General features: G+C 57.0%; 19 protein-coding genes. 5 read left to right on the plus strand and 14 right to left on the minus strand.

Annotated features, from left to right (window positions below):
- Nucleotides 1–50 precede the first annotated feature (50 nt).
- Nucleotides 51–1,169: a DUF3078 domain-containing protein gene (locus tag BQ5379_RS03890; RefSeq protein WP_071134223.1), complete on the plus strand. Its 1,119-nt coding sequence runs from the start codon at nt 51–53 to the stop codon at nt 1,167–1,169.
- A 1,006-nt stretch (nt 1,170–2,175) separates the two neighbouring features.
- Here BQ5379_RS03890 and BQ5379_RS03895 read toward each other — a convergent pair.
- Nucleotides 2,176–4,392 (minus strand): sodium-translocating pyrophosphatase, encoded by a 2,217-nt coding sequence (locus BQ5379_RS03895; protein WP_071134224.1) that lies wholly within the window; start codon nt 4,390–4,392, stop codon nt 2,176–2,178.
- Nucleotides 4,393–4,693: 301 nt separating this feature from the next.
- Here BQ5379_RS03895 and BQ5379_RS03900 point away from each other — a divergent pair, with 301 nt between their 5' ends.
- Nucleotides 4,694–5,230, plus strand: a complete 537-nt coding sequence (locus tag BQ5379_RS03900) for an RNA methyltransferase (protein ID WP_071134225.1) — start codon at nt 4,694–4,696, stop codon at nt 5,228–5,230.
- Nucleotides 5,231–5,479: 249 nt separating this feature from the next.
- Here the strand turns inward: BQ5379_RS03900 and rho are convergent, their stop codons facing one another.
- Together rho and kdsB are read right to left on the minus strand one after the other, a co-directional pair.
- Nucleotides 5,480–7,525 carry a transcription termination factor Rho gene (rho, locus tag BQ5379_RS10985; protein ID WP_083377569.1) on the minus strand — a complete coding sequence of 682 codons (2,046 nt, stop codon included), beginning with the start codon at nt 7,523–7,525 and terminating at the stop codon, nt 5,480–5,482.
- A 651-nt stretch (nt 7,526–8,176) separates the two neighbouring features.
- A complete protein-coding gene (gene kdsB / locus BQ5379_RS03915) occupies nt 8,177–8,935 on the minus strand; it encodes a 3-deoxy-manno-octulosonate cytidylyltransferase (protein WP_071134227.1) in 759 nt (252 codons plus the stop codon).
- A gap of 246 nt (nt 8,936–9,181) precedes the next feature.
- On the opposite strand from kdsB, the gene BQ5379_RS03920 reads away from it, so the two are divergent.
- Entirely contained in the window at nt 9,182–10,210 is a 1,029-nt protein-coding gene (locus BQ5379_RS03920) for an aldehyde dehydrogenase family protein (RefSeq protein WP_143039382.1), read from the plus strand.
- A gap of 442 nt (nt 10,211–10,652) precedes the next feature.
- On the opposite strand, the gene BQ5379_RS03925 is transcribed toward BQ5379_RS03920, so the two are convergent.
- The 4 genes from BQ5379_RS03925 to alr all read right to left on the minus strand — a co-directional run bounded on the left by BQ5379_RS03925 (nt 10,653) and on the right by alr (nt 15,436).
- On the minus strand, nt 10,653–11,318 hold the full coding sequence (locus tag BQ5379_RS03925; RefSeq protein WP_071134229.1) for an HAD family hydrolase: 666 nt from the start codon (nt 11,316–11,318) through the stop codon (nt 10,653–10,655).
- 107 nt (nt 11,319–11,425) lie between these two features.
- Nucleotides 11,426–12,589, minus strand: coding sequence for a 6-bladed beta-propeller (locus BQ5379_RS03930; RefSeq protein ID WP_083377570.1), 1,164 nt, complete (start codon nt 12,587–12,589; stop codon nt 11,426–11,428).
- 80 nt (nt 12,590–12,669) lie between these two features.
- On the minus strand, nt 12,670–12,912 hold the full coding sequence (locus tag BQ5379_RS03935; RefSeq protein ID WP_071134231.1) for a hypothetical protein: 243 nt from the start codon (nt 12,910–12,912) through the stop codon (nt 12,670–12,672).
- Nucleotides 12,913–13,042: 130 nt separating this feature from the next.
- Nucleotides 13,043–15,436 carry an alanine racemase gene (alr, locus tag BQ5379_RS03940; RefSeq protein ID WP_071134232.1) on the minus strand — a complete coding sequence of 798 codons (2,394 nt, stop codon included), beginning with the start codon at nt 15,434–15,436 and terminating at the stop codon, nt 13,043–13,045.
- A gap of 407 nt (nt 15,437–15,843) precedes the next feature.
- On the opposite strand from alr, the gene BQ5379_RS03945 reads away from it, so the two are divergent.
- Complete coding sequence (locus BQ5379_RS03945; RefSeq protein ID WP_083377571.1) at nt 15,844–16,353, plus strand: ferritin; 510 nt, start codon at nt 15,844–15,846, stop codon at nt 16,351–16,353.
- Between the two features lie 510 nt (nt 16,354–16,863).
- Here BQ5379_RS03945 and ribH read toward each other — a convergent pair.
- Nucleotides 16,864–17,403: a 6,7-dimethyl-8-ribityllumazine synthase gene (ribH, locus tag BQ5379_RS03950; protein WP_071134233.1), complete on the minus strand. Its 540-nt coding sequence runs from the start codon at nt 17,401–17,403 to the stop codon at nt 16,864–16,866.
- A gap of 432 nt (nt 17,404–17,835) precedes the next feature.
- Nucleotides 17,836–18,540 (minus strand): tetratricopeptide repeat protein, encoded by a 705-nt coding sequence (locus tag BQ5379_RS03955; RefSeq protein WP_071134234.1) that lies wholly within the window; start codon nt 18,538–18,540, stop codon nt 17,836–17,838.
- A gap of 200 nt (nt 18,541–18,740) precedes the next feature.
- On the opposite strand from BQ5379_RS03955, the gene recF reads away from it, so the two are divergent.
- Nucleotides 18,741–19,844: a DNA replication/repair protein RecF gene (gene recF, locus BQ5379_RS03960; protein ID WP_071134235.1), complete on the plus strand. Its 1,104-nt coding sequence runs from the start codon at nt 18,741–18,743 to the stop codon at nt 19,842–19,844.
- Between the two features lie 198 nt (nt 19,845–20,042).
- Here recF and BQ5379_RS03965 read toward each other — a convergent pair whose 3' ends face one another.
- The 5 genes from BQ5379_RS03965 to BQ5379_RS03985 form a co-directional block, all read right to left on the minus strand.
- A complete protein-coding gene (locus tag BQ5379_RS03965) occupies nt 20,043–21,629 on the minus strand; it encodes a lipopolysaccharide biosynthesis protein (RefSeq protein ID WP_071134236.1) in 1,587 nt (528 codons plus the stop codon).
- Between the two features lie 380 nt (nt 21,630–22,009).
- The gene (locus BQ5379_RS03970; protein WP_071134237.1) at nt 22,010–22,942 is read right to left on the minus strand and encodes a glycosyltransferase family 2 protein; all 933 of its coding nucleotides are present in this window, start codon (nt 22,940–22,942) and stop codon (nt 22,010–22,012) included.
- On the minus strand, nt 22,939–23,967 hold the full coding sequence (locus tag BQ5379_RS03975; RefSeq protein ID WP_071134238.1) for a glycosyltransferase family 2 protein: 1,029 nt from the start codon (nt 23,965–23,967) through the stop codon (nt 22,939–22,941). Before BQ5379_RS03975 ends, BQ5379_RS03970 begins: the two co-directional genes overlap by 4 nt.
- Nucleotides 23,968–23,995: 28 nt before the next feature.
- Nucleotides 23,996–24,286 carry a DciA family protein gene (locus tag BQ5379_RS03980; RefSeq protein WP_071134239.1) on the minus strand — a complete coding sequence of 97 codons (291 nt, stop codon included), beginning with the start codon at nt 24,284–24,286 and terminating at the stop codon, nt 23,996–23,998.
- Between the two features lie 439 nt (nt 24,287–24,725).
- Complete coding sequence (locus BQ5379_RS03985; RefSeq protein WP_071134240.1) at nt 24,726–25,343, minus strand: DUF4924 family protein; 618 nt, start codon at nt 25,341–25,343, stop codon at nt 24,726–24,728.
- Between the last annotated feature and the right edge of the window lie 38 nt (nt 25,344–25,381).

Genomic DNA, 25,381 nt, shown 5'->3' on the forward strand with positions numbered 1-25,381 from the left:
TTTTTGTAAATTTGCAAATACAACCGCCGGAAATTCAACGGCCGAACACTATGGTTACAAAGCTACACATTCTGCTCAAAAATCCACTGCTGGCCGCACTGCTTCTGGTACTGGCCGTGGGACCGGCATCGGCACAATTCAATCCGCGGAAACAAGCTGTTCGTCTCGAGGCCATACCCGATACGATGATCAAAGCTCCCAAACCCACCACCGAACTGAAGTTTGAACTGTACAGCGACGCCTACGACAAATATCTGCGCAAATTACGGACCAAACAGCGCAACAGCTACGTCATCAAACCCGGTTTGAGCATTACGCAGGTGAGCTTCACCAACTGGCAACAGGGGGGGGACAACTCCTATTCCGGTTTAGCGTCTCTCAATATGGAGCACAACTATACGGCCCCCGTATTCAGTATCAAGACCGTGATGAACGCCCAGTACGGTCTGATCCGTACCTCGGGACAGACGCGTAAGAATGTGGACTTTTTCGATGTCACGACCACTCCCAGTTGGAATATATCGACCCGGTGGAAACTCTCCGCATCGTTGATCTGGAAATCACAATTCACCAAGAGTTACGACTATCCGGCCGAGGCTCCGAAAGTATGGAAATCGTCGTTCATGGCACCGGGTACCGTTGAAATCTCCGGCGGTTTCACCTACGAACCCCCGAGTAAGAAAATCAACATTTTCATATCGCCGATCGCCGGGAAATTCATTTTCGTACTGAACGACTCGCTCTCCCGGAAGGGGGGCTTCGGGATCGACCCCAACACCGAGAACCCGAAATTCAAAGCTCAGATCGGTGCTCAGGCACGCGTGATATACAAAACCCAGTTTGCCAAAAACAAGATTGAATACGCCACCCAACTCGACGGATTCTGGAACTACGAGCTCCCGCCTTCGGCTACGTGGAATAACACAATGACCTTTAAATTTACGAACGTCATCAGTGCCTCCATCGTTGTCAATATGATTTACAACGACCAAATCGCTACCCCCAAAGCGCAGGAAAAACGGAATGAGGGGCGTATCCCCAAGCCGTGGGATTACCTACAGGTTTATCAATCAGTCGGTTTCGGATTGAACTTCAACATCGCCTCCAAACCGCACGACCCGGTCAAGGAGAGCACCATTACCCGTTCCCGTCTGAAATACCTGAAATAGATTTAGAGAGTGATTTTCAAGCAAACGCCCGGCATCTGACGACTGTCGGGCGTTTGCTTTTCCAATTTTCCTGCATAAGGTTCTCATACCCTCCGTCCCAATAACAGCTTAATAGCCACGTTACATCAACTTCTCTGTATTACGTTTATTCGAGGTAATACTACTCTGACGGGGTGCCCGCGGCACCGCCCGCCCGGCGTGAGGGCAGTTCCATACTGGTCTCGATGCTTCGTACTCAAAAAGCCCGCGAAACGCGATAAAGAGAGAAACGAACGATTAGTCCAACGGCGAATCGTTCGTTTCGCTTTGAGCGGGCTTTATTCTTAGATAAACTGCTCTTCGACTGCCCTGCGCGGGCGGCGGCCGCGTGCTCGCGGCGGAGCGGGCGATACTGCGTATCGCTTATTTCATCTTCGCTGCGGCGGAGCAATGAGAGGCATTACCTCAAACAGCCGTATACACACAATTTCGGAATGACCTCTATTCGAGGCAATACCACTCTGTCGATGTGGCCGAAGCCACCGCCCGCCCGGCGTGAGGGCAGTTCCATACTGTCCGCAATGCTGTACTACAAAAGTCCGCGAACACGAAGAAAGAGAGAAATGAATGATTCGCCCAACGGCGAATCGTTCGTTTCTCTTTGAGCGGGCTTTATTCTTAGATAAACTGCTCTTCGACTGCCCTGCGCGGGCGGCGGCCGCGTGCTCGCGGCGGAGCGGGCGATACTGCGTATCGCTTATTTCATCTTCGCTGCGGCGGAGCAATGAGGGCTATTACCTCCAATATCGGCATTCCCGTCCAGACTTGCTAAACCCGCCAACAGCCGCATTGCATAAACTTTCGCATCACGCTCGTTCGAGGTAATACCCCTCTGACGGGGTGCCCGCGGCACCGCCCGCCCGGCGTGAGGGCAGTTCCGTACAGTTCTCTCACATAGCGCCAAACAGAGGCAGGGCGGAGTATAAAATACTCTGCCCTGTTTCTCAAATCAGAACTACCCCGAAAATTACAGGATACTGTAAGCCACGGTCAGCCCCGCCATCACGATAGCGACCATACTCATCAGTTTAATCAGGATGTTCAGCGACGGGCCGCTCGTATCTTTAAACGGGTCGCCCACGGTGTCGCCCACAACCGTAGCCTTATGGGCATCCGACCCTTTGCCTCCGAGGTTACCCTCTTCGATATACTTTTTGGCGTTGTCCCACGCACCGCCCGAGTTGGCCATGAAGATAGCCAGCACGAAACCGGCCCCCAGACCACCGACCAGCAGTCCCAGCACACCTGCTACACCGAAAACGATACCCGTCACGATCGGCGCAACGATAGCCAGAATCGACGGCATCAGCATTTCGCGCTGAGCACCCTTGGTCGAGATGGCGACACAACGAGCATAATCCGGCGTAGCATCACCCGTGAGGATCCCCTTGATTTCGCGGAACTGGCGACGCACCTCTTCGACCATCGACTGTGCGGCACGTCCCACGGCATTCATGGTCAGCCCGCAGAAGACGAAAGCCATCATCGAGCCGATGAAGACACCGATCAGCACTTTGGGATTCATCAGATTCACCTGGTAGTACTCCATGAAGTCAGGCAGCGTAGCCGTTTCAACCGGCACTGCATTGCCCAGTACCTCGATGGTCTTCACCCCGATATGCTGGAGACCCATTTTGATCTCTTCGAGGTAAGAGGCCATCAGCGCAAGTGCCGTCAGTGCAGCCGAACCGATGGCAAAGCCTTTACCCGTAGCCGCCGTCGTATTGCCGAGGGCATCGAGAGCATCGGTACGCTTACGGACTTCCGGCCCGAGACCGCTCATTTCGGCATTACCGCCGGCATTGTCGGCAATCGGCCCGTAAGCGTCCGTAGCCAGCGTGATACCCAGCGTGGAGAGCATCCCGACGGCCGCGATACCGATACCGTAGAGCCCCAGCGACAGATTTTGAGCCGTCAACAGGTTGGCCACATCGAAGTGGATGGCACACAGGAATGCGAGGATAATGGCCGCAGCGATCGTAATCACCGGAATGGCCGTAGAGAGCATCCCCAACCCGATCCCCGAGATGATCACCGTTGCAGGACCGGTCTTGGAACTTTCGGCCACCTTCTTCGTAGGCTTATACGATTGCGAGGTGTAGTATTCGGTCGATTGCCCGATGATGATACCGGCCACCAGACCGCAGATCACCGAGAACGAGATGCCCAGCCAGTTTTCGAGCCCCAGCAGCCAGAGGATCACGAACGTAGCGATGGCGATCAGCACAGAACTGGTATTGACCCCCAGACCGAGCGCCTTCAGCAGCGACTTCATCGAAGCCCCCTCTTTAGTCTTGACCAGGTAGATTCCGATGATCGAGAGCAGAATACCGACCGCAGCGATCAGCATCGGAGCAAGCACCGCCTTGAGCTGCATTTCAGGCGCAATGGCAAAGGCCGACGCCCCGAGTGCAGCGGTAGCGAGGATCGAGCCGCAGTAGCTTTCATAGAGGTCGGCGCCCATACCGGCCACGTCACCCACGTTGTCGCCCACGTTGTCGGCGATGGTAGCGGGGTTGCGGGGGTCGTCTTCGGGGATACCGGCTTCGACCTTACCGACCAGGTCGGCACCGACGTCAGCGGCTTTGGTGTAGATACCGCCGCCGACACGTGCAAAGAGCGCCTGTGTCGAGGCACCCATCCCGAAGGTCAGCATGGTGGTGGTGATGATGACAAGTTTCTGGGTCGTTGTAATATCGTTATAGAACCATTCGAGCACCAGGTACCAGACCGAGATGTCGAGCAGGCCGAGGCCCACCACGACCAGCCCCATCACGGCACCGGAGCGGAAGGCGACCTTCAGTCCGCGGTTGAGCGATTCGGAGGCAGCCTGAGCGGTACGTGCCGAGGCATAGGTAGCCGTTTTCATGCCGATATAACCGGCCAGACCGGAGAAGAAACCGCCGGTCAGGAAAGCGAACGGCACCCACGGGTTCTGGACGCCGAAGCCGTAGGCCAGGACGGCAAAAAAGATACACAGTACGAGGAATACGATTCCGACGATTTTGTACTGTTGTTTGAGGTAGGCCATGGCGCCCTTACGGACATGGCTGGCGATGGTACGCATGGTTTCGTTTCCTTCGCTTTGACGCTTCATGTTGACGAAGAAGTAGCGAGCAAAGCCAAGTGCTACGAGTGCGGCAATGGGTACGAGCCAAAAGATCAGAGGAATGTTTGCACACATAAGCGGATGGGTTTAGTGGATATTTTCGTTGAAAGGTAGCGATTTTTTGCGATTTATTTCACTCAACTCGGATTTTTCGAGCAAGAATTTTTATTATTAAAATAATATTCAAATATATTTAAATATTTTTATATTCCGCGTTTTATAATTATTATTTTTTCATTACCTTTGTTCAAACGATTCACAAACCCGCCGAGAACGCAGGCAGGTTCCGGTAAGACCACAACGATCGACAACACGACACGCTGACCGCCTGCCCGGCGCTCGGAGAACGACAGATACACAGCAAGAGACCACCGATATGCAAAAAATAACGAACGAAGAGTTGGGACGCCCGACCCCTGAAGAGTTTGCAGCCCAGACGAAACTGCCGCTTACCGTCGTACTGGATAACGTACGGAGCTCCAACAACGTGGGAGCATTCTTCCGTACGGGCGACGCTTTCGGTATCGAACGACTGGTTTTGTGCGGCATTACCGGCACGCCGCCCTCGCGCGAGATCCACAAAAGCGCGCTCGGAGCCGAAATGACCGTAGCCTGGGAGTACGAAAAGGAGAGCACGACGGCCGTACAGCGGTTGCGGGAAGCGGGTTACACGCTGCTGGCCGTTGAGCAGGTTCACGGTGCGATCCAACTGGACCGGTTGGATCTGACCACTTTTGCTCCCGACACCAAATTCGCCCTGGTGTTCGGCAACGAAGTCGAAGGGGTCAGCCAACAGGTTGTGGACCTGTGCCACGGGGCTATCGAGATTCCACAAGTGGGCACGAAACATTCGCTGAATGTTTCGGTCAGCGGAGGCGTCGTCCTGTGGGAGTTTTTCCGACAGATGCGCTAACCGGGCCATCACCTCAACCTTCCCCCTGCCGCCACGAACAGGCTCGCAGCGACAAACCGGCCGGGGATTTCGACCCGCCGCCGACCGGACTTCCCGGAATCACTCAGCGCAACCCCACTTTCTGGCCTCATTTATCGTTAATCCCCGCCTACAAAAAATCCCGTCAAAGCCTCAACGGCTTGACGGGATTTTTTGAATCAATCTACTATGTATGATACGCGGCGGCTGGAATCAGCCGAACCACTCGCGTTATTTGTTCATCGTGGCGAGGAACTCCTCGTTCGAAACCGTACCCTCCATCTGCTTTTTGACCAGCTCCATCGCCTCGACGGAGTTCATATCGGTCAAGTGACGACGCAGGATCCAGATCTTCTGCAACGTATCGCGGTCGAGCAGCAGGTCGTCGCGACGGGTCGAAGAGGCGGTAATGTCCACCGACGGATAGATGCGTTTGTTGGAGAGTTTGCGATCGAGTTGCAGCTCCATGTTACCGGTACCTTTGAATTCTTCGAAGATCACCTCGTCCATTTTCGAGCCGGTATCGATCAGCGCCGTGGCGATAATGGTCAGCGAACCGCGCTCTTCGGTATTGCGGGCCGCACCGAAGAAACGTTTGGGTTTGTGGAGCGCATTGGCATCGACCCCACCCGAAAGGACCTTTCCGGAAGCAGGCTGCACGGTGTTGTAGGCCCGGGCCAGACGGGTAATCGAGTCAAGGAAGATCACCACATCGTGACCGCATTCGACCATGCGTTTTGCCTTTTCGAGCACCATTTCAGCCACCTTCACGTGACGCGAAGCCTGCTCGTCGAACGTCGAGGCGATCACCTCGGCCTTGACGCTGCGGGCCATATCGGTCACCTCCTCGGGGCGCTCGTCGATCAACAGCATAATCATGTAGGCCTCGGGATGGTTGTCGGCAATGGCATTGGCTATCGCCTTGAGCAACATCGTCTTACCGGTCTTCGGCTGGGCCACGATCAGTGCACGCTGCCCTTTGCCGATGGGCGAAAAGAGGTCTACCACGCGGGTCGACAGGTTGTTATGCCCGTTTGAGGTGATATTGAATTTGGTTTCGGGGAAGAGCGGGGTCAGGAATTCGAACTGAATCCGGTCACGCACCATTTCGGGTTGCAGACCGTTGACTTCCAGCACCTTGACCAACGGAAAATACTTTTCGCCTTCGCGCGGCGGTTTGATGATCCCCTTGACCGTATCGCCCTGTTTGAGGCCGTAGCTTTTGATCTGCACGGGCGAAACGTAAACGTCGTCGGGCGAGTTCAGGTAGTTGTAGTCGGCCGAGCGCAGGAATCCGTAACCGTCGGGCATCACCTCCAGAGCACCTTCGCAGTTGATGACGCCGAGAAAATCGTTCTGATGATCAATCTTGCGGGGTTGCGGAGTCTGTTGGGGCTGTGCCGGCGCTTGCTGAGCGAACTGGTTTTGCTGTGCGGGAAGTTGCTGGGGCACAGCCGGAGAATTTTGAGAGGACTGAGGCTGAGCCTGCTGAGCCATCACCGTCCCCGCTGGTTGCGATTGAACGACCGGAAGATTCGGATTGGCCGAAGACTGCGGACGGGCCATAGCGGACTCTTCGGCCGCAGCGGGCTGTCCGCCATTTGCGTTCTGTTGATAGCGCCCGCGATTTCCGTAACGGTTTTGCCCCTGCGACACATAACGATCGCCGTTTTTTTCAGGGCTTGCGCTGAACGACTGCGCAACGGGAGCCTGCGTTGTCCCCGTCGCATCGGCGTGGAAAGGCTGTTCGGGACGCGCCGTATTCGCGTTATCGTTGTCGGCCGCTATGCGGCGACGTTTTTTCCGTCCTGTAGCCTGTTGTTGCGACACATTGGGAGCCGTTGCCGAGGGAGACTGAACCGCCGACTGCTGTGCCTGGGTCTGTGTCTGATTTTGCGGCTCCGATGGTTGCGGCTGTTGATTTTGAGGCTGTTGATTTTGAGGCTGTTGATTCCGCGATTGAGACTGCTGGTTCTCAGACACTTGCGTTGGTTTTTGAGCCACGTGTTCTTTGGCTGCATTGGGGGAGTGACCAGCTTCTGCCGAACGTTTTGCACGTCCACGTTTTCCGGTCGGTGCCGGAGCAGGTGTCGTCGCAGGAGTATCGACCGGAGCCGTTGTCTGAGCCGGCACTGCGGGCGCCGCCTCAACAGTGAGCAACCGTTCGATCAGCTCCTGTTTTTTGACATACCCTTTGCCTTTAACGACTCCTGCGGCTTCGGCCATCGAACGCAACTGACCGAGGGTCATGCGTTCCAGTGTCTCTTTATCTTGCATGTAATCAAGAATATAAGGTATATTCGGACTCGTCACGCAGACAAACATGGGGAACAACGGAGAACCTTTCATCATCAGGGCGAATGGTTCTGCCGTGCGTGGGTCCGTAAAATTTAAAGAATTAATGTTTTCTACCTGGATTCGCTGTTAGGCTGCGTAGAAAATTTACGTTCCAAAGGTAAACACTTTTTCTTTCATTGCAAATCTGATGCCGAAAAAACAAAACGATTTTTTCTACATTTTGGACCGCGGTCAATCGGTCAACAAGCAGGTGACGGCACCGACAACCTGCCACGAAGAGATAGCCGCATGAAGTACTGTCCGGCAGATATGATTTCAGGCTAACAATCAGAATATTGTACCGCAAACAGATAGTCTGCTATCCTCACCGCTTCGGCTTCAACAGATCGCACATTCTCTTGCTCACACATACCATCATGCCCCACCGCCAGCCCACCCCGGGCCTGCCGAAAATGACAAGAACAATCAGCACGGTTTGGGACGGGAGCAAATGCCCGCCCAAAACCGTGCCAGAACATTAATCCCCACTCGCACTTCCGCACAAAAATTCACCCGGACGTGCCAGTCGGGACAAGAGAGACTTTATCAATTTAACGACATGCCCCCCTCTTTGAGGTAAGTACAGCGATTTTAAGCCTCTTCCGCAAAGAGCCGAAGTACGCTTTGCAGATCTTCGGGCGTATCGATGGCGTGACTTTCGAGGGTCGTGACGGCCGTACGGATACGATATCCGTTCTCGAGCCAACGTAACTGTTCGAGCGACTCGGCCTTTTCGAGGGTCGACTGCGGCAGCCGCGTCACGGCGCGCAACACATCGCTGCGGTAGGCATACAGACCGATATGTTTATAATAGGTGTGCGACTGCTGCCACTCTTCGCGCGCCACGCCACGCAGGAAGGGAATGGGGCTGCGGCTGAAATAGAGCGCGTCGCCGGCAGCAGACAGGACTACCTTGGGCGAGTTTTCGTTAAAAATATCCTCATCAGCTCCGAACGGTTTGACCAGTGTAGCCAGCTCCACGGCGGGATCATCAAAGCAATGGCGGATCTGTTCCAGCTGTTCGGTGGCGATAAAGGGCTCGTCGCCCTGAATGTTAACCACGATGTCAAACCGTTCGCCGGTCTGTCTTTCGACCGTATCGAGTGCTTCAGCACAACGGTCTGTCCCGGAGCGGTGAGCAGTCGAGGTCATGATCACGCGACCGCCGAACGCCCGGACGGCTGCCTCGATGCGGGGATCGTCCGTAGCCACATAGCAGGCTTCGCCAAATACGCTGGCACTACGCTCATAAACGCGCTGGATCATCGGTTTGCCGTGAATGTCGGCCAGGGGTTTGCCGGGGAATCGGCTGGAGGCATATCGGGCGGGAATCAGGGCTAAGAATTTCATGGGTGTTTATCTGCTTTTTACTGTTCTTGTTTTTGGATATTGCGTATTATCTTTGGCTGCACGGGTGCTTTCTCGGGAGAGACTTTCGGGAGAGACTTTCGGGAGAGACTTTCGGGAGAGAACCGTCCCTTTCTTGTAAGAAAGGGACCCAAAGAACTTTTCGAGGATGCTGCGCATCCTAAAGCCGTGCGGGCCACACTTCTTCACACAAGAGTCGCCGAACGACGTGTTAAAAGTAGGAAAAAGATGGGAAATTGGAGAATCGAACCTCTGATGAAATTGGCCGACTGTTTCCAGGGGGCCGAATGGGAGAAAGCGGTTACAGCTGCCGGTAGTAAAAACGAGTGGTTCACACCCGGTCAAATCGCTTCGGCTGTCGATGCGCTGCGCCACGAGATGCTCACACGTGAGAGCCTGACGGAATGGTTATCCGCCTATCGGTTTCCCGACCATTGGCACCCGGGCCGCATCGGGATCGTCATGGCTGGTAATCTGCCGTTGGTCGGATTCGCCGATCTGGCCGCTGTCGTCGCCACGGGGCACACTCCCGTAGTCAAACCTTCGTCGAAAGACAGGCCACTGATGCAATTCGTCGTCGAAAGGCTTCGAGACGAAGGGTGTACCATCGAATGGGTCGACCGCCTGCCCGAACAGGGGCTCGATGGAGCCATCGCCACCGGAGGCAATGCCGCCCACGACCATTTCGCCCGGGAACTTGCCGCCATCCCCACCTTGCTGCGCGGTGCCCGGCAAAGTGTCGCCGTACTGACCGGCAACGAGACGGACGAAGAACTGAAAGGACTGACCTGTGACCTGTTTCTCTACTGGGGCTTGGGTTGCCGCAGCATCGTCCGCCTCTTCGTTCCGACGGGCCACGACCTCGCCCCCCTGACCCGACATCTGGCCGCCCACCTCCCGTTTTCACCCGCCGAAGCCACACGCTACGCCCAGTGTTACCGCTACGCACGCGCCATGGCGGCCATGAGCGGTTGCCGGTGGCACGACGGCGAGAGTTTCATTCTGCGCCACGTTCCGATCGAGGAGGGCCCCGAGACGCCGAAAATCGCCGAAGTGCTGTGGTCGGAATACAGCGATCCGGCCCAGGTCGAGGAGTGGCTCACGACCCACGAGACAGAGCTGCAATGCGCCGGAGGTGCCATTCCGCCCACCTTTCCCCGCCGCGTGAAGCTAGGTCAGGCACAACGTCCCGGATGGCACGACTACGCCGACGGCATAGACACGGTCGATTTTCTGCTACGCATCGGACAACACTGACCCCTTCTCTACCCCACTGCCACGGGAATCAGCCAAACACCTCAGCGAACGATCCCCTCGTTCACCTTCAGCCGCCATACATACAGATCCGGCCGAAACAGGTATAAACACCGTTTCGGCCGGATCTGTATTTTTCAGACGGACCATTTGCCACAAACGGGACACAAGCCAAAAGTCTCGTACTTCGCCCCGCAGAGATAGCGGATCGTTTTTCGACTGCCCTGCGCGGGCGGCGTCCGCGTGCTCGCGGCGGAGCAATGAGTGGTCTTACCGCCAATATTGGTATTACCGACAAAACTGCTAATACCTCTAATAGCCGCAATACATACACTTTTGTCTTACAACTGTTCGAGGTAATACCACTCTGTCGGGGTGCCCGAAGGCACCGCCCGCCCGGCGTGAGGGCAGTTCCGTACTGTTTCTATCCCGAGAATAGGCGCGACTACTTCCAAAGATGCTGCAATCCCGCGAGCGTCACGTCGTGGAAATTATCCGCCAACCAGTCGTAACCGCCTCGCTGTTCGATCATCTCGCGCGTAAAGGTCGAAGCCAACGCGACCACTTTAGCCCCGGCTCGGTGAGCAGCCTCCATCCCGACGAAAGCGTCTTCAAAAACAACGCAATCGGCCGGAGACACCCCCAGTTTTTTGGCGGCGAGCAGATAGACCTCCGGATCGGGTTTGCTGTGCGAGATTTCGGAACCGCAGGCCACCGCATCGAAATAGCGGGCGATGCGGCACCTTTCCAGCACGAAATCGACATTGACCCGGGGCGCCGAGCTGCCCACGGCAATCCGTACACCCGCGCTGCGGAGCGTTTCGAGCAGATCGACCAGTCCGGAAGCCGGAGCCATCACCGGGTCGTACAGGTCGCGATAGATCTGTTCCTTCTCCTGCGAGAGGCGTTCCACCTCATCGGCCGGGATGTCGTCGCGTCCGAACACGAATTTCATAATCACCTCGTTGGTCGAGCCGAAATAGGGAAGCAGGCTCATCGGGTCGAAATTGGCGATGCCGTAACGTTTTGCAAATAGATCGAAGGCCTGTAAATGGGCGTCTCGGTTGTTGACGATCACGCCGTCCATATCGAAAAGGGCTGCCTGAAGCATGGTTCGAATGTTGGTAATGAAAAACTGCCTGCCGCATATCAATTACGAAAAGCAGTCGCAAAGATAACGTCTTTCACCGTAATCTCGACATCCGGTCAAAATCCGATTTACTCCGGCAATACGATGTCGTAGAGAAAAATCACCGGATTGTCGTTCTCCTCCAGCTCGTCGATCAACGCTTCGACCTCCGGGGGCAGAGGTTGCTCCATGCTGCCAGCCTTATCCAATATCTCCGCCGCGCTCATTTCGGTAACCAATGTATTCGTCCCCCTTCCGCTGAGCAGGTAACCGTCGCGGAAGAAGCTGCACAGGCCCTCCTGCTTCGGCGCTTCGATCCGATAGCTTTTTCCTGTTACTTTATTGTAAAAAACCGGATAGGGAGAATAAGGCGCCAGACCGAATGCGGCATAGCTATCGGTTTCGACGAAATTACCGTTAAAATAAGGCGTTTTGTTCATTAAGTCGGCATATTCCTGCACGGTAACATCATATCCCGGACGTTCCGCTCCTTCAATGTCGATGGCGTATACGGCTTGCAGAGCCGTCGGAGATACACGATAAACAGTATCAGTCAGCGAAGGGATATAATAGACCGTATCGCCGTATTTGCGGAGGCTCCCGACTGGATTAAGCGGCATTAGGCCGTTTTTGAAGAGGTATGGGAATAGTTGGGTTCCCTCGCTGCCGGTCGTGCCGGAGATAACCAACATGCCGGACTGTTCGCCTTCTCCGTTGAGATAGACGTTGCCAAAATTGGTGGTGGCGATGGTGTCCGGTGCCAGAAATTCAAAACCGCAACCCCGCCAGAAAATATCGCTGCTGTGGTCGAAGGTACCGTCCAACCGGTAATAGTGATAACGTGCGGCAGCATAGTCGGCGATAACCAAGCGATCACGATCGGGAGTCAGCGCAACGGCACTGAGTTCGGAGTATTCGCCGGGGCCTCTTCCATAGGCTCCGTAGGTGTAACGGTGGTTGCCGTCGAGGTCGAAACCGACGGCCCGCGGCGAAAACCGATTATCCGCTACGATCACCAGACTGTCGATAAAAAACGTTTGCACGGGCTGCCCTATCAGGCTCTGTTTTTCGGTCTCGAGTTTGACATACCGGACTTTGCTGACGATACTGTCGAGCGGAAGAGAAAGGGTATTTTTGTCGATCCGTACGGTACGCAGCCCGCTGGTACCGATCACCGTCTCCTGTTTGTGCGGAGCGCCGCAGGCAACGAGCAGACACGCTGCAAACAAGCTGAATAATCCTGTTCGATTCATTATCCTCAAGATATAAAAACTTTTTCCCGCTATGCGGGAAAAAGTCGAAAATTTATAACCTAATTGTTATCTACAGCAACTCAACATTCATGACCGGAGCCTGCACAAAACTTGTGGCCAGGGTTGAAATGATCAGGCACCCAGGCATTGCGATTTTCACCTGGCGGCGGCCAAAAAGGGTCTATGAACTCCAAATCTCCTAAAGAAGCCCCCATGGCTTCGAGATTGGCAAGGGTAAGATCGGAAATCTCCGTTTCGGACTGCGCCAGACGATACGCCGTAAATGCACCCGAACCCAATGACAGGATGGCAACAACCGTCATTAACCCAAGTTATTTTTTCTTCCTCTTAATCGAACGATTTTATGGTTTTGTTTTGCAATAATACAAAATATATCACACAAAAAAACACACCTAAAATACTCTCAACATCTGATTTGTTCCTGCCGGACTCCTACTCCCGGACGTAAATTCGTTTGATACGGGCCGACACCGAAGTCAGCACCTCGTAAGAGATCGTATCCAGCACCCGCGCCACCTCCTGCACCGTGGGCCGTTCGCCAAAGATCACCACCTCGTCGCCCTCCTGCGCTTCGGGCAGCGCCGTGATGTCGATCATGCAGGTATCCATACAGATATTGCCGAACGTGGGGCACAACACCCCGCGGATGCAGACCTGTCCGGCACCGCGACCCAGACCGCGGTCCATGCCGTCGGCATATCCGATCGGGATGGTCGCCGTGCGCATCGGCCCGGTGACCACTCCGCGGCGGTTGTAACCCACCGTATCGCCCCGGTCGAGCGTCTTGATCTGCACGATTTGCGTTTTGAGCGTCGCCGCCACCTGCAACTCCGGATTTTCGATGCCGTAAAGCCCCACGCCCAGACGCACCATGTCGAAATGGGCCTCCGGGAAGCGGGCGATGCCCGCACTGTTACAAATGTGGCGCAGAATCGAGGAGTCGCCCAGCGCCTCGATGATACGACCGCTCATCCGTTCGAAGAGGGCAATCTGCCCGCGGGTGAAGTCATCCTCGGCAGGATCTTCCGAAGCCGCCAGGTGCGAGAAGATCGACCGTACCTTCACGGCCGCTTCCGCCTTCAGCTCTTCGCACAGGGTTTCGATCTCGTCGGGCATGAAACCGAGGCGGTGCATCCCCGTATCCATTTTCAGGTGGATCGGCGCACCGGTAATCCCCCGGCTGCGCATCTCGGCGGCGTAGTTCCGCAGCGACGTGAATGAATAGATTTCGGGTTCGAGGTCATAGTCGGCCATCACCGCGAAGCTGCCCGGGTCGGAGTTGAGCACCACGATCGGCAGGTGGATGCCCGCCTCACGCAGCGCGATACCCTCGTCGGCAAAAGCGACGGCCAGATAGTCGACCCCTTCGTGCTGCAGCATGGCAGCGACTTCGCCCGAACCGGTACCATAGGAGTGGGCCTTGACCATCACCATCACCCGCGTTTCGGGACGGAGCATGGCGCGGAAATGGGCCAGGTTGGCCGCCATCGCGCCGAGGTTGACCTCCAGCGTCGTGGTGTGGGTCCGTTTTTCAAACATCCGGCTGATGCGCTCGAAACCGAACATGCGACTCCCCTTGACCAGAATCGCCTGACCGGCATAACGTTCCTTGTCGGTATGGCGCAGGAATTCGTCCGTCGTCGCATAGAAACGGGCGTGGTCGGGGCCGAGCAGCGCAACGAAGTGGTGAGCAGCCGAGGTAATCTCGGGTCCGATGCCGGCCAGATCGGCCACACCGTGCTCCTGCACCAGTGCGGCCACCTGACGATAGAGTTCGTCGGTTTTCAACCCGGCCTGAAGAATATCGGAAAGGATCAACGCCTTGGGCCGTTCGCCGGCATTCTGATCGAGATAGTCGAGCGCAATGCCGAGCGCCGTAAGGTCGCTGTTATAAGCGTCGTTGATGACCGTACTGCCGAGGATCCCTTCGCGCTGTTCGAGCCGCATGGCCACGGGTTGCAGTACCGAGAAAGGCTTGGGCGTGATACCCAGCAATTTGTACAGTTGTGCAACGTGCACCGCGTTCTCGCGCGAGGCATAGTCCGAGAAGTGCGACGCCGTGTCAATCACCTCGTCGGCCCGCCAGCCGTGCAGCCGTTCGGACGACTTGCCGAACCGTTTGCCGACATGTTTGGCGATCAGCGGGCTGTCGGCATGATAGATGATTGACTCGGCACGTTGGAAGAGTTTGAGTTTTTCGTCAAGTTTCTGCTCGTCGGAGTTGAAGTTTTCGCTGTGGGCCGATCCGAGGTTGGTCAGGATGCCGATCTGCGGACGGATCATCGCTTCGAGGCGTTCCATTTCGCCGGGACGCGAAATGCCGGCCTCGATCACCACCAGTTGCTCGTCGCCGCGGATCATCAACAGCGACAGGGCCACGCCGAGTTGCGAATTGTAACTGCGCGGACTGCGGAAGAGGCGGCCCGCACCTTCGGGCCAAAGCTGGGCGATCCACTCTTTAACGACCGTTTTGCCGTTGCTGCCGGTCACAGCGACCACCGTACCGTTGTACTGGTTCCGATGATAGGCGGCCAGCGCCTGCAGTGCGGTGAGCGGATCGGGCACGGTCACAAACGAAGCGCCGGGCAGCGTCTCGGCCGCATGAAGCGGCACACTTCCCACCAGGAAACTGCGGACACCGCGCCCGTACAGATCGGGGATATAGTGGTGTCCGTCGTGGCTGGGACCGGCCAGGGCGACGAACAGTGTTTCGTCGGGCCGTGCGATATGGTTCCGACTGTCCGTGGCAATGGCCGTCATCCGCCGGTCGTCGCCATGAAGGGTGCCGCCCGTGATGGCGGCTATCTGGGATAAGGTATAATCCATCGTAGGGTCTCTTTTTTCAGTTACGCAAAGGTAACGGTTTCCGTGGCAGATTGGAACCTGTTTTTTATTGTACCCGACGCTCGAAATTCCACGCCGGGATCGTCGGTCGCTGACCGGACAATCGAGCCACTAAGGGTTCACACCACTACGGGCCACATGCCCGACACGCCGTTCAACGGGCCGCTGCCGAAGCAACGGATTACACGACTGACAGCCACCTCTGCCAGTCACCTGACAATTTGAGGATTTCGCCTGCCATCCGGTCGAATTGTACGATTTTTGCTCTCTGTTCGTCGGCAGCGCGTCGCCCCGGAGACACAAAAAACGTGACATCCGGCACTGACACGCCGCCCTGCGAGAGCCCATCTCGCACCGTACACAGAGTTTCACATCAATTCATACACACCATGTTAAGCACCAAAATGCAGGAAGCGCTGAATGCGCATATCAACGCCGAGTTGTGGTCGGCCTACCTCTACCTTTCGATGTCACTCGATGCCTCGGCCAAAGGATACAAAGGGATGGCCAACTGGTTTGCCATCCAGTTCAAGGAGGAACAGGACCACGCCCAACTGTTCATCGACTACGTACAGGCTCGCGGCGGCAAGGTTACGCTGAGTCCGATTGCTGCCGTTCCGACCGAATGGGAGTCTCCGCTGGCCATGTTCCGCGACACGCTGGCCCACGAACAGAAGGTAACGGCGCTGATCGACGGTCTGTGCCGCACGGCCGACGACGAAAAGGATTACGCCACGGCCAACAAACTGGTATGGTTCGTGAACGAGCAGGTCGAGGAGGAAGAGAACGTACGCGACATTCTGGATCAGCTCAAGATGGTCGAAGACAGCAAGATGGGTCTCTACATGATCGACAAGGAGCTGGGCGCACGGGTCTACACGGCTCCGGCTGCACAGTAGGTCGTTGGCAAGAGCGATAGTATCACAGAGCGCAGGCCGATGTCTGCGCTCTGTTTTTTTCGCTAAAGGGCAGGAATGTGCCTGCCGGGGAGACTGGAACTGAAGACCGCCGGAAGAGACACGTGGTGTAAGCCATCCGGGGAGGCTGAACAGAAAGATACGTTTTTTCTGTTCAGCCTCCCCGGAATATTGGGAAAGCGCTGAAGACGATTGGGGTATATTTTTTAGATTTTCCGCTCGTCGGGACGGGTGATCCCGCCCCTTGGCGCGGGCCGCTCCCCGAACAATGACTCTATTTTACGCCGATTTTTTATTACGCAAAGTGTCCGACCGACTACATGAATAATTGCAATAGGGATACACAAGTCTATTTCCCGATTGACGGAACAAGTGATCCTCATCCCTCACGCGGGCCGCTCCCCGAGCAGTGACTGCCTGCTGCGCAACAACAAAAAAGCGCAGGAAGTCCCCCTCGGGTCCTGTCTGCGCTTAAAAATGTAGATCGGATCGCTAGTTCACAACGGAACCACGTCCCGATGCTGCAGCTTCACCATTATCTTCCAGTTCCATCTCGCGTTGCAGTGCGACCATCTTAATGGCCGTAGCAGCAGCCTCGTCGCCTTTGTTGCCGAGTTTTCCACCGGCACGGTCCAATGCCTGCTGCTGGTCGTTGGTGGTCAGCACGCCGAACGCAATGGGCATGTTCCAACTCAACTGCATCTGCTGCACACCCTGGGTCACCCCCTGGCACACAAAATCGAAGTGCCGGGTATCGCCCTGGATAACGCAACCGAGCACGATCACGGCATCGACATTGGTATATTCGGCGAAATACTGAGCGCCCATGGCGAGTTCAAAGGTCCCGGGGACCCATTTGACGCTGATTTTTTCCTCCGGACAACCGGCGGCACGCAGCGTAGCGATCGCACCGTCGAGCAGTGCGCTGGTGATCGCGTGGTTCCACTCCGCCACGACGATCCCGAACGACATTTCGGCTGCCGAAGGCACCGGACGGTCGAAAACGGAGAGATTTTTCAGATTAGAAGCCATTGAATATGCTGTATTAAAAGTTTTTCGTATGAAAACCGCGCTGTAAGGTCTTACCCCTAGCCGTTCCCCGGCAACATCTTCACTCCCGGGAACACCCCCATTTGCTGTTGCTCCCCCACACTAGGCGGGAAACCAACCAGACATCGGAGGAACAAACGTTTTAACCCCTTCCACCCGACAGTTCCGCCCATCAACATATGCGCTGCACCGACACCTGAGCCACTTTTCCTTTCACTTCCTCACTATTTGTCACTCACCCCACTGCCTCCCCACTTTCCTAGACCCCAGCCTTGCGGCAATCGGACCTAGTCGGTAGGAACAAAAATACGGCCCCAGTCGTTTCCAACCTTCGGGGCCGTATAGGGTATCCTTACAACCGGGGACACACGGTCACCTCCCGGCACTCCCCGCATTGCCCGGGGCCGGACGGGATTAGAGTTGCTGCTGCACGCGAGCGATGAATTTATCGATATCGCGAGCCTGAATGCTTCTGGGATAGTTGTTGCGCACGGTCTGGTACTGTTCGAGCGCTTTGGCAAGGTTGCCCAGTTTTTCGTTGATAAGGGCGGCCTTTTTGAGGTAAACCGGCGTGGTAGCGATGTTGTCGCTGTTGGCGGCAGCACGTTCGTAATATTTCACGCCCTCTTCGGGTTGACCGAGTTCGACGTATGCATCGCCAGTCAGACCGATATTCTGAGTAGCGATCAGTTCACCGGCAGCGTTGTCTTTCGTAGCGTCATAGGCTTTGAAAGCGTCGATGGCTTCCTGGAACTGGCCCATATAGAGGTAGCAGAGGCCTGCATAGTGGTTGGCGATGTTACCCTGCGGCGTGTTGCCGTATTCGTCGGCGATGGTCAGGAATCCGTCGAACGAGGCGTTGCCGTTGAGTGCCAGGGCGAACGAGTCGCGTTCGAACTGGTTTTGTGCTGCGAACATGGCAGCCGACGCTTTGTCTGCACGCGGAGCGAGGTAGAGGTATTTATACGAGAAGTAACCGCCCACGAGGACGACGATCGCGCCCAGTACGATGAGCATTGCTTTTCCGTTGCGTTCGATAAAGAGTTCAAAACGGCCCAGGCCCTGTTCGATAACCTGTTCAGGGTCTTGCGTTTGGCGGTTTTTATTGGTTTCTGCCATGGTTAAAAAAATCAGTTTTTAGAAAATCCGATGGCAAAAGTAATGGTTTTTTACCGAAGTTAGAAAAAACCGGACCGGAATTTTTTACCTTCCGACATCGTTCGGGCGGGTTGCCACGCTGCGCTGCGGGAGTCGGGGTGCGAAAGAGCCCGAAAAAAGGAGTATCTTTGTCCTCAAACCATTGGTGAAAGGCACGCAGGATGTATCTGGAACGGATTTCGATACTGAATTTTAAGAATATCGCAGAGGCCGAGCTGGCCTTTTCGGCCAACGTGAACTGTCTGGTGGGCGACAACGGCACGGGCAAGACCAACCTGATCGACGCAGTGTGGTACCTGTCAATGAGCAAGAGTTCGACCGGGCTGACCGACGGCCAGTCGATCCGTCACGGCGAAGACTTTTTCATGCTCGACGGTCGTTATTCGCTGCGCGAGGGCGAGCAGCGCGAAGCGGTAGTTTGCAGTTTCCGGCGCGGCAGCGGGAAGGTCATCAAGCGCAACGGCAAGGAGTACGACCGCATCACCGAGCACATCGGCCTGCTGCCGATCGTGATGGTTTCGCCGGGCGACACGGCGCTGATCCACGAATCGGGCGACGAGCGTCGCCGGTTCCTCAACTCCTTTCTGTCGCAGACCGACCGCGAATACCTGACCGCCATCATGAAATACAACCACCTGCTGCAAGAGCGCAACCGACTGTTGAAAAGCGGCATCGGGGGCGGCTTCGGCGAAGTGCTCGAAGTGCTGGACATGCAGCTGGCCGAGAACGGCACGCTGGTTCACCGCAAGCGGGCCGAGATGATCGAACGCCTGGCCCCGAAGGTGGCCGAGTACTACGCCCTGCTCTCGTCGGACCGCGAAGCGGTGGAGGTCTCCTACAAGTCCGAACTGACGGAACGGCCGTTCGAAGAGCTGCTGGCCGCCTCGATGGAGCGCGACCGGATCTGCGGATTCACCAACTGCGGCGTCCACCGCGACGACATGCGGCTCGAGATACTCGGCTTCCCGATCCGCAAATACGGCTCGCAGGGACAGCAAAAGTCGATGTTGCTGGCTCTGAAGCTGGCCCAGTTCGACCTGATCCGGGAGCTGCGCGGCGTCAAACCGATCCTGCTGCTGGATGACGTTTTCGATAAGCTCGACATGGAGCGCGTAGAACAGTTGATCGGCATGGTCTCGTCGGACCGCTTCGGTCAGATTTTCATCACCGACTGCAACAAAGTCCGTCTGGAGGGAATCCTCGCCAAGATGACCGAAAACTACAAACTCTTCAGCGTCAGCGCCGGCACATTTCAAGAGATTTAGCCCTGCCGGCCTCTGCCCCGCCCCATTGCTTCCCCTCCCGACTCAGCACATAACGGAAGTTCCCCGAAGCCGACACGCCCCGGTTCCGTTCTCCTTGTGTTGTTAGACCACCTCGGCGATTTCGGCCTCTTCGACTATTTTCGACGATTTCGGCTGCTCCGACGACTTGGGCACACCACCCCACTCCTTCACTTCAGATTATTTCCGCAGGAGGAGCCGCCCTTTGAACCGCAGCAGAGCACCCTTCGCCAGGTCTTTCATCAGTTTGACGAAAGCCCGCATCCCCCGCGAACAGAAATACATCGCCCCGCCGCAGACCACGGCATAGAGCGTCGGCACCACCAGTGCACTGACCAGCCATCCGCCCCAACTCTTCGTAGAGGGGAGCCAGCCGAGGCTCACGACCCAACCTACCAGCAGCCACGAGGCCGCGATAATGGCCATATATTTCAGAATGGTGATCCAGTATTCGAGCGACGACGTGCGGAACCCGCGACGGTAGAGGAAGATCGGCCGCCACAGGATCACGATCAACCCGGTGCTGACCAGCGTCCCGGCAATGACCCCGGCCACTCCGTAATGTACGCAGGCCCAAATCGAGATAACCACGTTCAGCCCCGCTTCGGTCCAGGCAGCCCACACATCGTGGTAGAGCCCGTAGGCGTTCAGGAAATACTGGACCGTCTGCCGCACGATCCCGATGAAGAGCGTCCCGACCAGCATCAGCACCACCGGCCGAGAGAAGATTTCGTACCGCTCGGCCGGCAGCCACAGCACGATAAAGGGGTCGATCAGTTCATAGAAAGCGAAGGCCAGAATGCCGGCCATCCAAAAGTACATGGCATTGAACTGCCAGAAAACCAGCCGTATTTTTTTCGAGTCGCCCTCGGCCACCAGGTTGCCGACCCCGGCATAGCTGTTTTGGAGGGTGCCGGTGATGAAGGTCGTGACGCGGTTGATGATCGTCGAATAGTTGGTATAGAAGGTGACCATCGAGAGCGAGAGCAGCTGCGAGATGATGAGTTTGTCGGACTGCACCAGCAGAAAACCGGCGATGCGGTGGGCAAAGATACGCCGCACCCCGGCAAACACCTCGCGATACTGTTTCACCAGCCCCCGTCCGCGCACGGCCGACGACCGCAGCCAGGGGTAGATGCGCCGCACCACTGCCTCGAGCCACACGGCGAACACCACGCCGAAGAGCACCTCCAGCGCCAGCCACGTCAGGTAGCCCGCTCCGGCCCACTTGAGCAGGGCCATCTGCAGCAACACCTTCAGAATCAGGCAGAGGTTGAGCACCTTGGTAACGGCATACCCCTTTTGGTCGGCCATCAGCAAGTTCTGCTTGTAGTTGACCAGGTAGCTCAGCAGCGTCGTGGTGAGGAAGGTAAAGTAAGCCGCATAGATCAGCCCCGGGTCGAGTCCGCCGGCAATGTCCTTGGCAAAGATCCACGGAATGAAGGCCGCAAAGATCAGCCCGAGCACCCCGATCAGGATGCCGACCAGCCGGAAGAGCCACCCCAGCAGCGACACCAGTTCCGTCACCTGTTCGCGGTCGCCGCGGAAGAGCGGCGCGTAGAGCACGTTGGCGATGGCCACGGAGATACCCATTTCGGCCAGGTTCAGGAAGCCGATATAGCCCATGACCGTTTCGGAGAGGCCGACCAACTCGTTTCCCAGGGTTTCGAGAAAGACGCGCCGCGAAAAGAAATTCAGCAGCAGCACCAGCATGTAGAATACCAGTGAAACCTTGACGTTCTTGACGCTGTATGAGATTCTCGACATGATTCGTTTTCTGCTCTGACTGGAGTTTCGTTTCCGCCCCCTCCGATTGCACGCTATTCGCCGCACGGACAGGCGCCCCGTGCACGTTTACCCGATTTCGTTAAAACCGCCGAAGCAGCGCGAAACCCGCGCTCGTCCAGCCGTATAAATATAGAGCCTGCACTCCATTCCCGACCAACCAGTACCACCGCGGGCCCGCAACGTCCTTTTCCAAACCCAATTTCCGAAACGCCTCGCCCGGGCACCCTTCTCCGGCCACCGCTCATCCCTCCGTACCTTTACCTCCTCAACCTCTTCCGAAAAACACCCCACGCATCCGCACCTTTACCCCCTCAACCTCTGCCGGAAAACACCCCGCGACCCCGCACACTGCCAAGACCTTACGACCGACGCCGCGCCTGCCACACCTGCGCATTCACCTCAGCCCACTCGCGATAGCGGTCGCGTTTGGCGGCATTGCCGGTCATCCGCCCCAGCCACTCGTGAATCCGGTAGCCCAGCTGGGTCAGACGATAGACCCAACCGCTGTAAGCCGCACCGCGCGTCTTGTCGTAATAGAGGTATTTGGCCTGCTGCATCCGTTCGAACTTCTGCCGCGAGACGGTGCACGACTGGCCGCCCAGGTGCACGATCCGCGCGTCGGGTACCGACCACACCTCGTATCCGGCACGGGTCAGCCGCACGCATATCTCGACATCCTCGTAATACATGAAAAAATCGGGATCGAACGGCTGCCGTCCGCCCAGCGCCTCGCGCCGCACCATCAGGTCGGCTCCCGAGATATACCCCACCCGAATCGGCTCCATACCGTAGTTGAACCAGGTTTCGGGCGGCCACACACGCCGTTTGACAGCGTTGGGCATCAGCCGGAGCAGTTCCCAGTCCAGTCCGTGGACCGGCGAGAAGGATTGGGCGGGGGTCACCCTGTCGGCCGCGTAGAGGTTGCCCCCGGCCGCCGCAGCGCGGGGCGTGGCATCCAAAAAGTCGGCCAGCCGACCGACCGCGTCGTTCAACAGCAGGGTATCGGAATTCAGAAAGAAGAGATACTTCACCTCGCCGCACTCGGCCACGATCCGCTCGACCCCCAGGTTATTGGCCCGGCCGAACCCGAGATTTTCGCCGGCCTCGATGCAGAGAACCGCCGGGAACTCCTCGCGGACCATCCGCACCGAGTCGTCGCTCGAAGCGTTGTCGACGACCACGACGCGAAACTCGTCGGCCGCCATCCGGGTTTTCCGGAACAGCGACGTCAGACAATCCCGCAACAAGGCGCAGGTATTGTAGCTGACGATAACCACAGCGACGCGAATCATGCCTCTTTCCTCCGTTTTTTCATGCCCAGAAAGACACCGTAGGCCCAGAGCAGCAACCACAGATAGGCACGCGCCCAGAGCAGGTTCAGCCGCAGGGCACGGGCCACGAGCCGGCTGAGCGGTTGCAGCGCCCCATAGTCGATCTCCATGTGCTGGACGCCGGTTTCCCAGAGCGCCTCGGTCCACTCGCGCCGGTAGGCCTTGCCGAACGACCCGAGGTAGAGGTTTTTCAGCCCGTAGACGGCGTTGATCACGGCCTGATGCTCGATATTGATGTCCCGCGGAGCCTCGCTCAGGTACTTCACGATGTAGAGCAGCGAGTCGAGTTTGAGGCACGTCATGGCGCTGCGCATGGTCGACCCCTCACGCAGGTTGTGGCGATAGGTTACCGGGCCAAGCGTGGCGATCCGTTCGACCACTTCGTAGGCCTGCATACACCACAGCGCGTCTTCGTAGATCAAACCGGCGCGGAACTCCAGTTTGTTCTCCTGAATGAAGTCCAGCCGGATCAGTTTGTTGGTCGTATTGGAGAAGTTGAGCCGGCCGAAATGACGCACGATCTCGGCATGGTTCTCATAAACGGGCTGTTCGGGGTGGTAATAGAGGGTCTCTTCCTTCACCGTGCCGGTCGGTGTCACCCGCCGGTAGTTTCCCTGCACCCAGTCCGGGAAGTCGGTTTCGACGGCCACGGAAGCCATTGCCGCCAGCGCCCTCGGTTCGAGACGGTCGTCTCCGTCCAGGTAGAAGATGTAGTCACCGGAAGCCACGGCCGTCCCGGTATTGCGGGCAGCGGCCTGACCCCGGTTATGGATGTGACGGAGAATGTGGAACTCGACACCGTGCTCACGGGCCTCGCCGGCCATCGCCTCGACACGGACCATCGACCCGTCGGTTCCGCAGTCGTCCACCACGATACACTCCAGTTCACTGTCCGGAAACGCTTCGCACTGCGCGAAGACGGACCGCAGACACCCTTCGATCCAGGGCTCCACGTTGTAAACCGGAATGACAACACTAATTTTCATATTTCGTTTTTACTGACTGTTCGATCCCTCAACGGACCACGATATTGCGCACCACCTGTGCACGGATGCGTGCGTTGAGCTGTGCCACGAGCCACCGGCGTCGCATGAACACCTCGGCCCGCACGGCCGCCGACGAAAAGCTGACGTAGAGCACACCGGCCCGGATATATACATCCTCGGTACAGCGCGCCACGTAGTCGCCGACCACCTCGGCCCACAACTCCACGGCCCGTCCCTCCATCGAGGCAGGTCCCATGGCCCGGTCGCGAAGGTACTCCTCGAGCAGGTCGCCAACACGCATTGGTTCCGTTCGTCGCATATTCGTTGTTATTCAGGATTCTCGCCCCTCACGGAAACGAATCCCAACATCCATTCATCCTATTTTCTCCGCCTCGATTCCCCCACATGAATTTCCGCACATGGCCGGGCGGGCCTCGCCTTCGCTGTAGTCCCGTTCGAGCCGCAACACCTCGGGCCGCAACTCTCCACTGCCCCCGTTCGGGCCGCAACACCACAAGCCGTCCCTCCATCGCCCCGTCGCGAATCCCGAGCGGCTTGTATCCTGACTTTCTCCCCCGGGGAGGAGAAAAAACGTTATCCGCCCTCTCCACCAGCTCCTTTTCGTTCCACAGAGCCACTCGCTGAACCGCCGGTCTTCCGACCGACCGGGCCGAACCCATACAACACGAAAAGTCCGCCATGCCGGTCGTCCGACGGACGGGGCATTCAACGGACAACGACTCGCCCCGCCGGCTCTGCTAAGCCTTGTCTTTATAGAGGTCGAGTTCGCCCCGCTCGGCCGCCCGGTGAATCGCAGCCAGCCGTGCCACAACCGGCGAAACGACCTCCAGCACGTCGCGGATGTAGCGTTCGGCCGCCTCGGTGGTTTTGGTTTTCTGCTCACCGGCCGTCGCACCCTGCAAACGGTACAACATGGCCAGATACAGCGCCCGGAAGCAAGCCTCCATATCGCTGATCTCGTCAGCCGCCATGCTGCTGTCTCGGGCAATGGCCATCTTGAGCCGGGGCAACTCCGGCGCCAGCGCTTCGAACACCTTGACGTAGCCCTGCTCACGCCCCACAGGGGCCTGCAGCAGATGCAGGTGCAGGTCGTTCAGATCGGCGATCAGGTGCAGCGTATGCTCCAGGTGGCCGGCCTTCTCCTTGCCCTCGGTCCGCAACAGGTTGACCATATCCATGTACCAGAAAAAGAGCGACTGACGCTGCTCGTCGTCCAGTTCCCGGTGCGGCTCCACCAGGGTCGAATAGATCTTCTCGGGCGAAAACTCCAGCGCCCGCAACATATCCTCCAGTTGCCAGAGATAGAGAATGTACTCTGCTATATTTTCGCGTCTCTTTTTTTTCGCTGTCAACATATTCTGTAAAGTTATGATTATTTCCGGAACGCCACCAA

It is taken from the genome of Millionella massiliensis, assembly GCF_900104655.1.
GTDB lineage: Bacteria > Bacteroidota > Bacteroidia > Bacteroidales > Rikenellaceae > Rikenella > Rikenella massiliensis.

Coding starts and splice junctions, on each gene's coding strand:
- BQ5379_RS03975 (WP_071134238.1), bottom strand. CDS start 23,967: ATGAAAATTAGTGTTGTCATTCCGGTTTACAACGTGGAGCCCTGGATC.
- BQ5379_RS03935 (WP_071134231.1), bottom strand. CDS start 12,912: ATGACGGTTGTTGCCATCCTGTCATTGGGTTCGGGTGCATTTACGGCG.
- BQ5379_RS03895 (WP_071134224.1), bottom strand. CDS start 4,392: ATGTGTGCAAACATTCCTCTGATCTTTTGGCTCGTACCCATTGCCGCA.
- recF (WP_071134235.1), top strand. CDS start 18,741: ATGTATCTGGAACGGATTTCGATACTGAATTTTAAGAATATCGCAGAG.
- kdsB (WP_071134227.1), bottom strand. CDS start 8,935: ATGAAATTCTTAGCCCTGATTCCCGCCCGATATGCCTCCAGCCGATTC.
- BQ5379_RS03920 (WP_143039382.1), top strand. CDS start 9,182: ATGGGAAATTGGAGAATCGAACCTCTGATGAAATTGGCCGACTGTTTC.
- alr (WP_071134232.1), bottom strand. CDS start 15,436: ATGGATTATACCTTATCCCAGATAGCCGCCATCACGGGCGGCACCCTT.
- BQ5379_RS03925 (WP_071134229.1), bottom strand. CDS start 11,318: ATGCTTCAGGCAGCCCTTTTCGATATGGACGGCGTGATCGTCAACAAC.
- BQ5379_RS03980 (WP_071134239.1), bottom strand. CDS start 24,286: ATGCGACGAACGGAACCAATGCGTGTTGGCGACCTGCTCGAGGAGTAC.
- BQ5379_RS03955 (WP_071134234.1), bottom strand. CDS start 18,540: ATGGCAGAAACCAATAAAAACCGCCAAACGCAAGACCCTGAACAGGTT.
- ribH (WP_071134233.1), bottom strand. CDS start 17,403: ATGGCTTCTAATCTGAAAAATCTCTCCGTTTTCGACCGTCCGGTGCCT.
- rho (WP_083377569.1), bottom strand. CDS start 7,525: ATGCAAGATAAAGAGACACTGGAACGCATGACCCTCGGTCAGTTGCGT.
- BQ5379_RS03985 (WP_071134240.1), bottom strand. CDS start 25,343: ATGTTGACAGCGAAAAAAAAGAGACGCGAAAATATAGCAGAGTACATT.
- BQ5379_RS03900 (WP_071134225.1), top strand. CDS start 4,694: ATGCAAAAAATAACGAACGAAGAGTTGGGACGCCCGACCCCTGAAGAG.
- BQ5379_RS03965 (WP_071134236.1), bottom strand. CDS start 21,629: ATGTCGAGAATCTCATACAGCGTCAAGAACGTCAAGGTTTCACTGGTA.
- BQ5379_RS03890 (WP_071134223.1), top strand. CDS start 51: ATGGTTACAAAGCTACACATTCTGCTCAAAAATCCACTGCTGGCCGCA.
- BQ5379_RS03930 (WP_083377570.1), bottom strand. CDS start 12,589: ATGAATCGAACAGGATTATTCAGCTTGTTTGCAGCGTGTCTGCTCGTT.
- BQ5379_RS03945 (WP_083377571.1), top strand. CDS start 15,844: ATGTTAAGCACCAAAATGCAGGAAGCGCTGAATGCGCATATCAACGCC.
- BQ5379_RS03970 (WP_071134237.1), bottom strand. CDS start 22,942: ATGATTCGCGTCGCTGTGGTTATCGTCAGCTACAATACCTGCGCCTTG.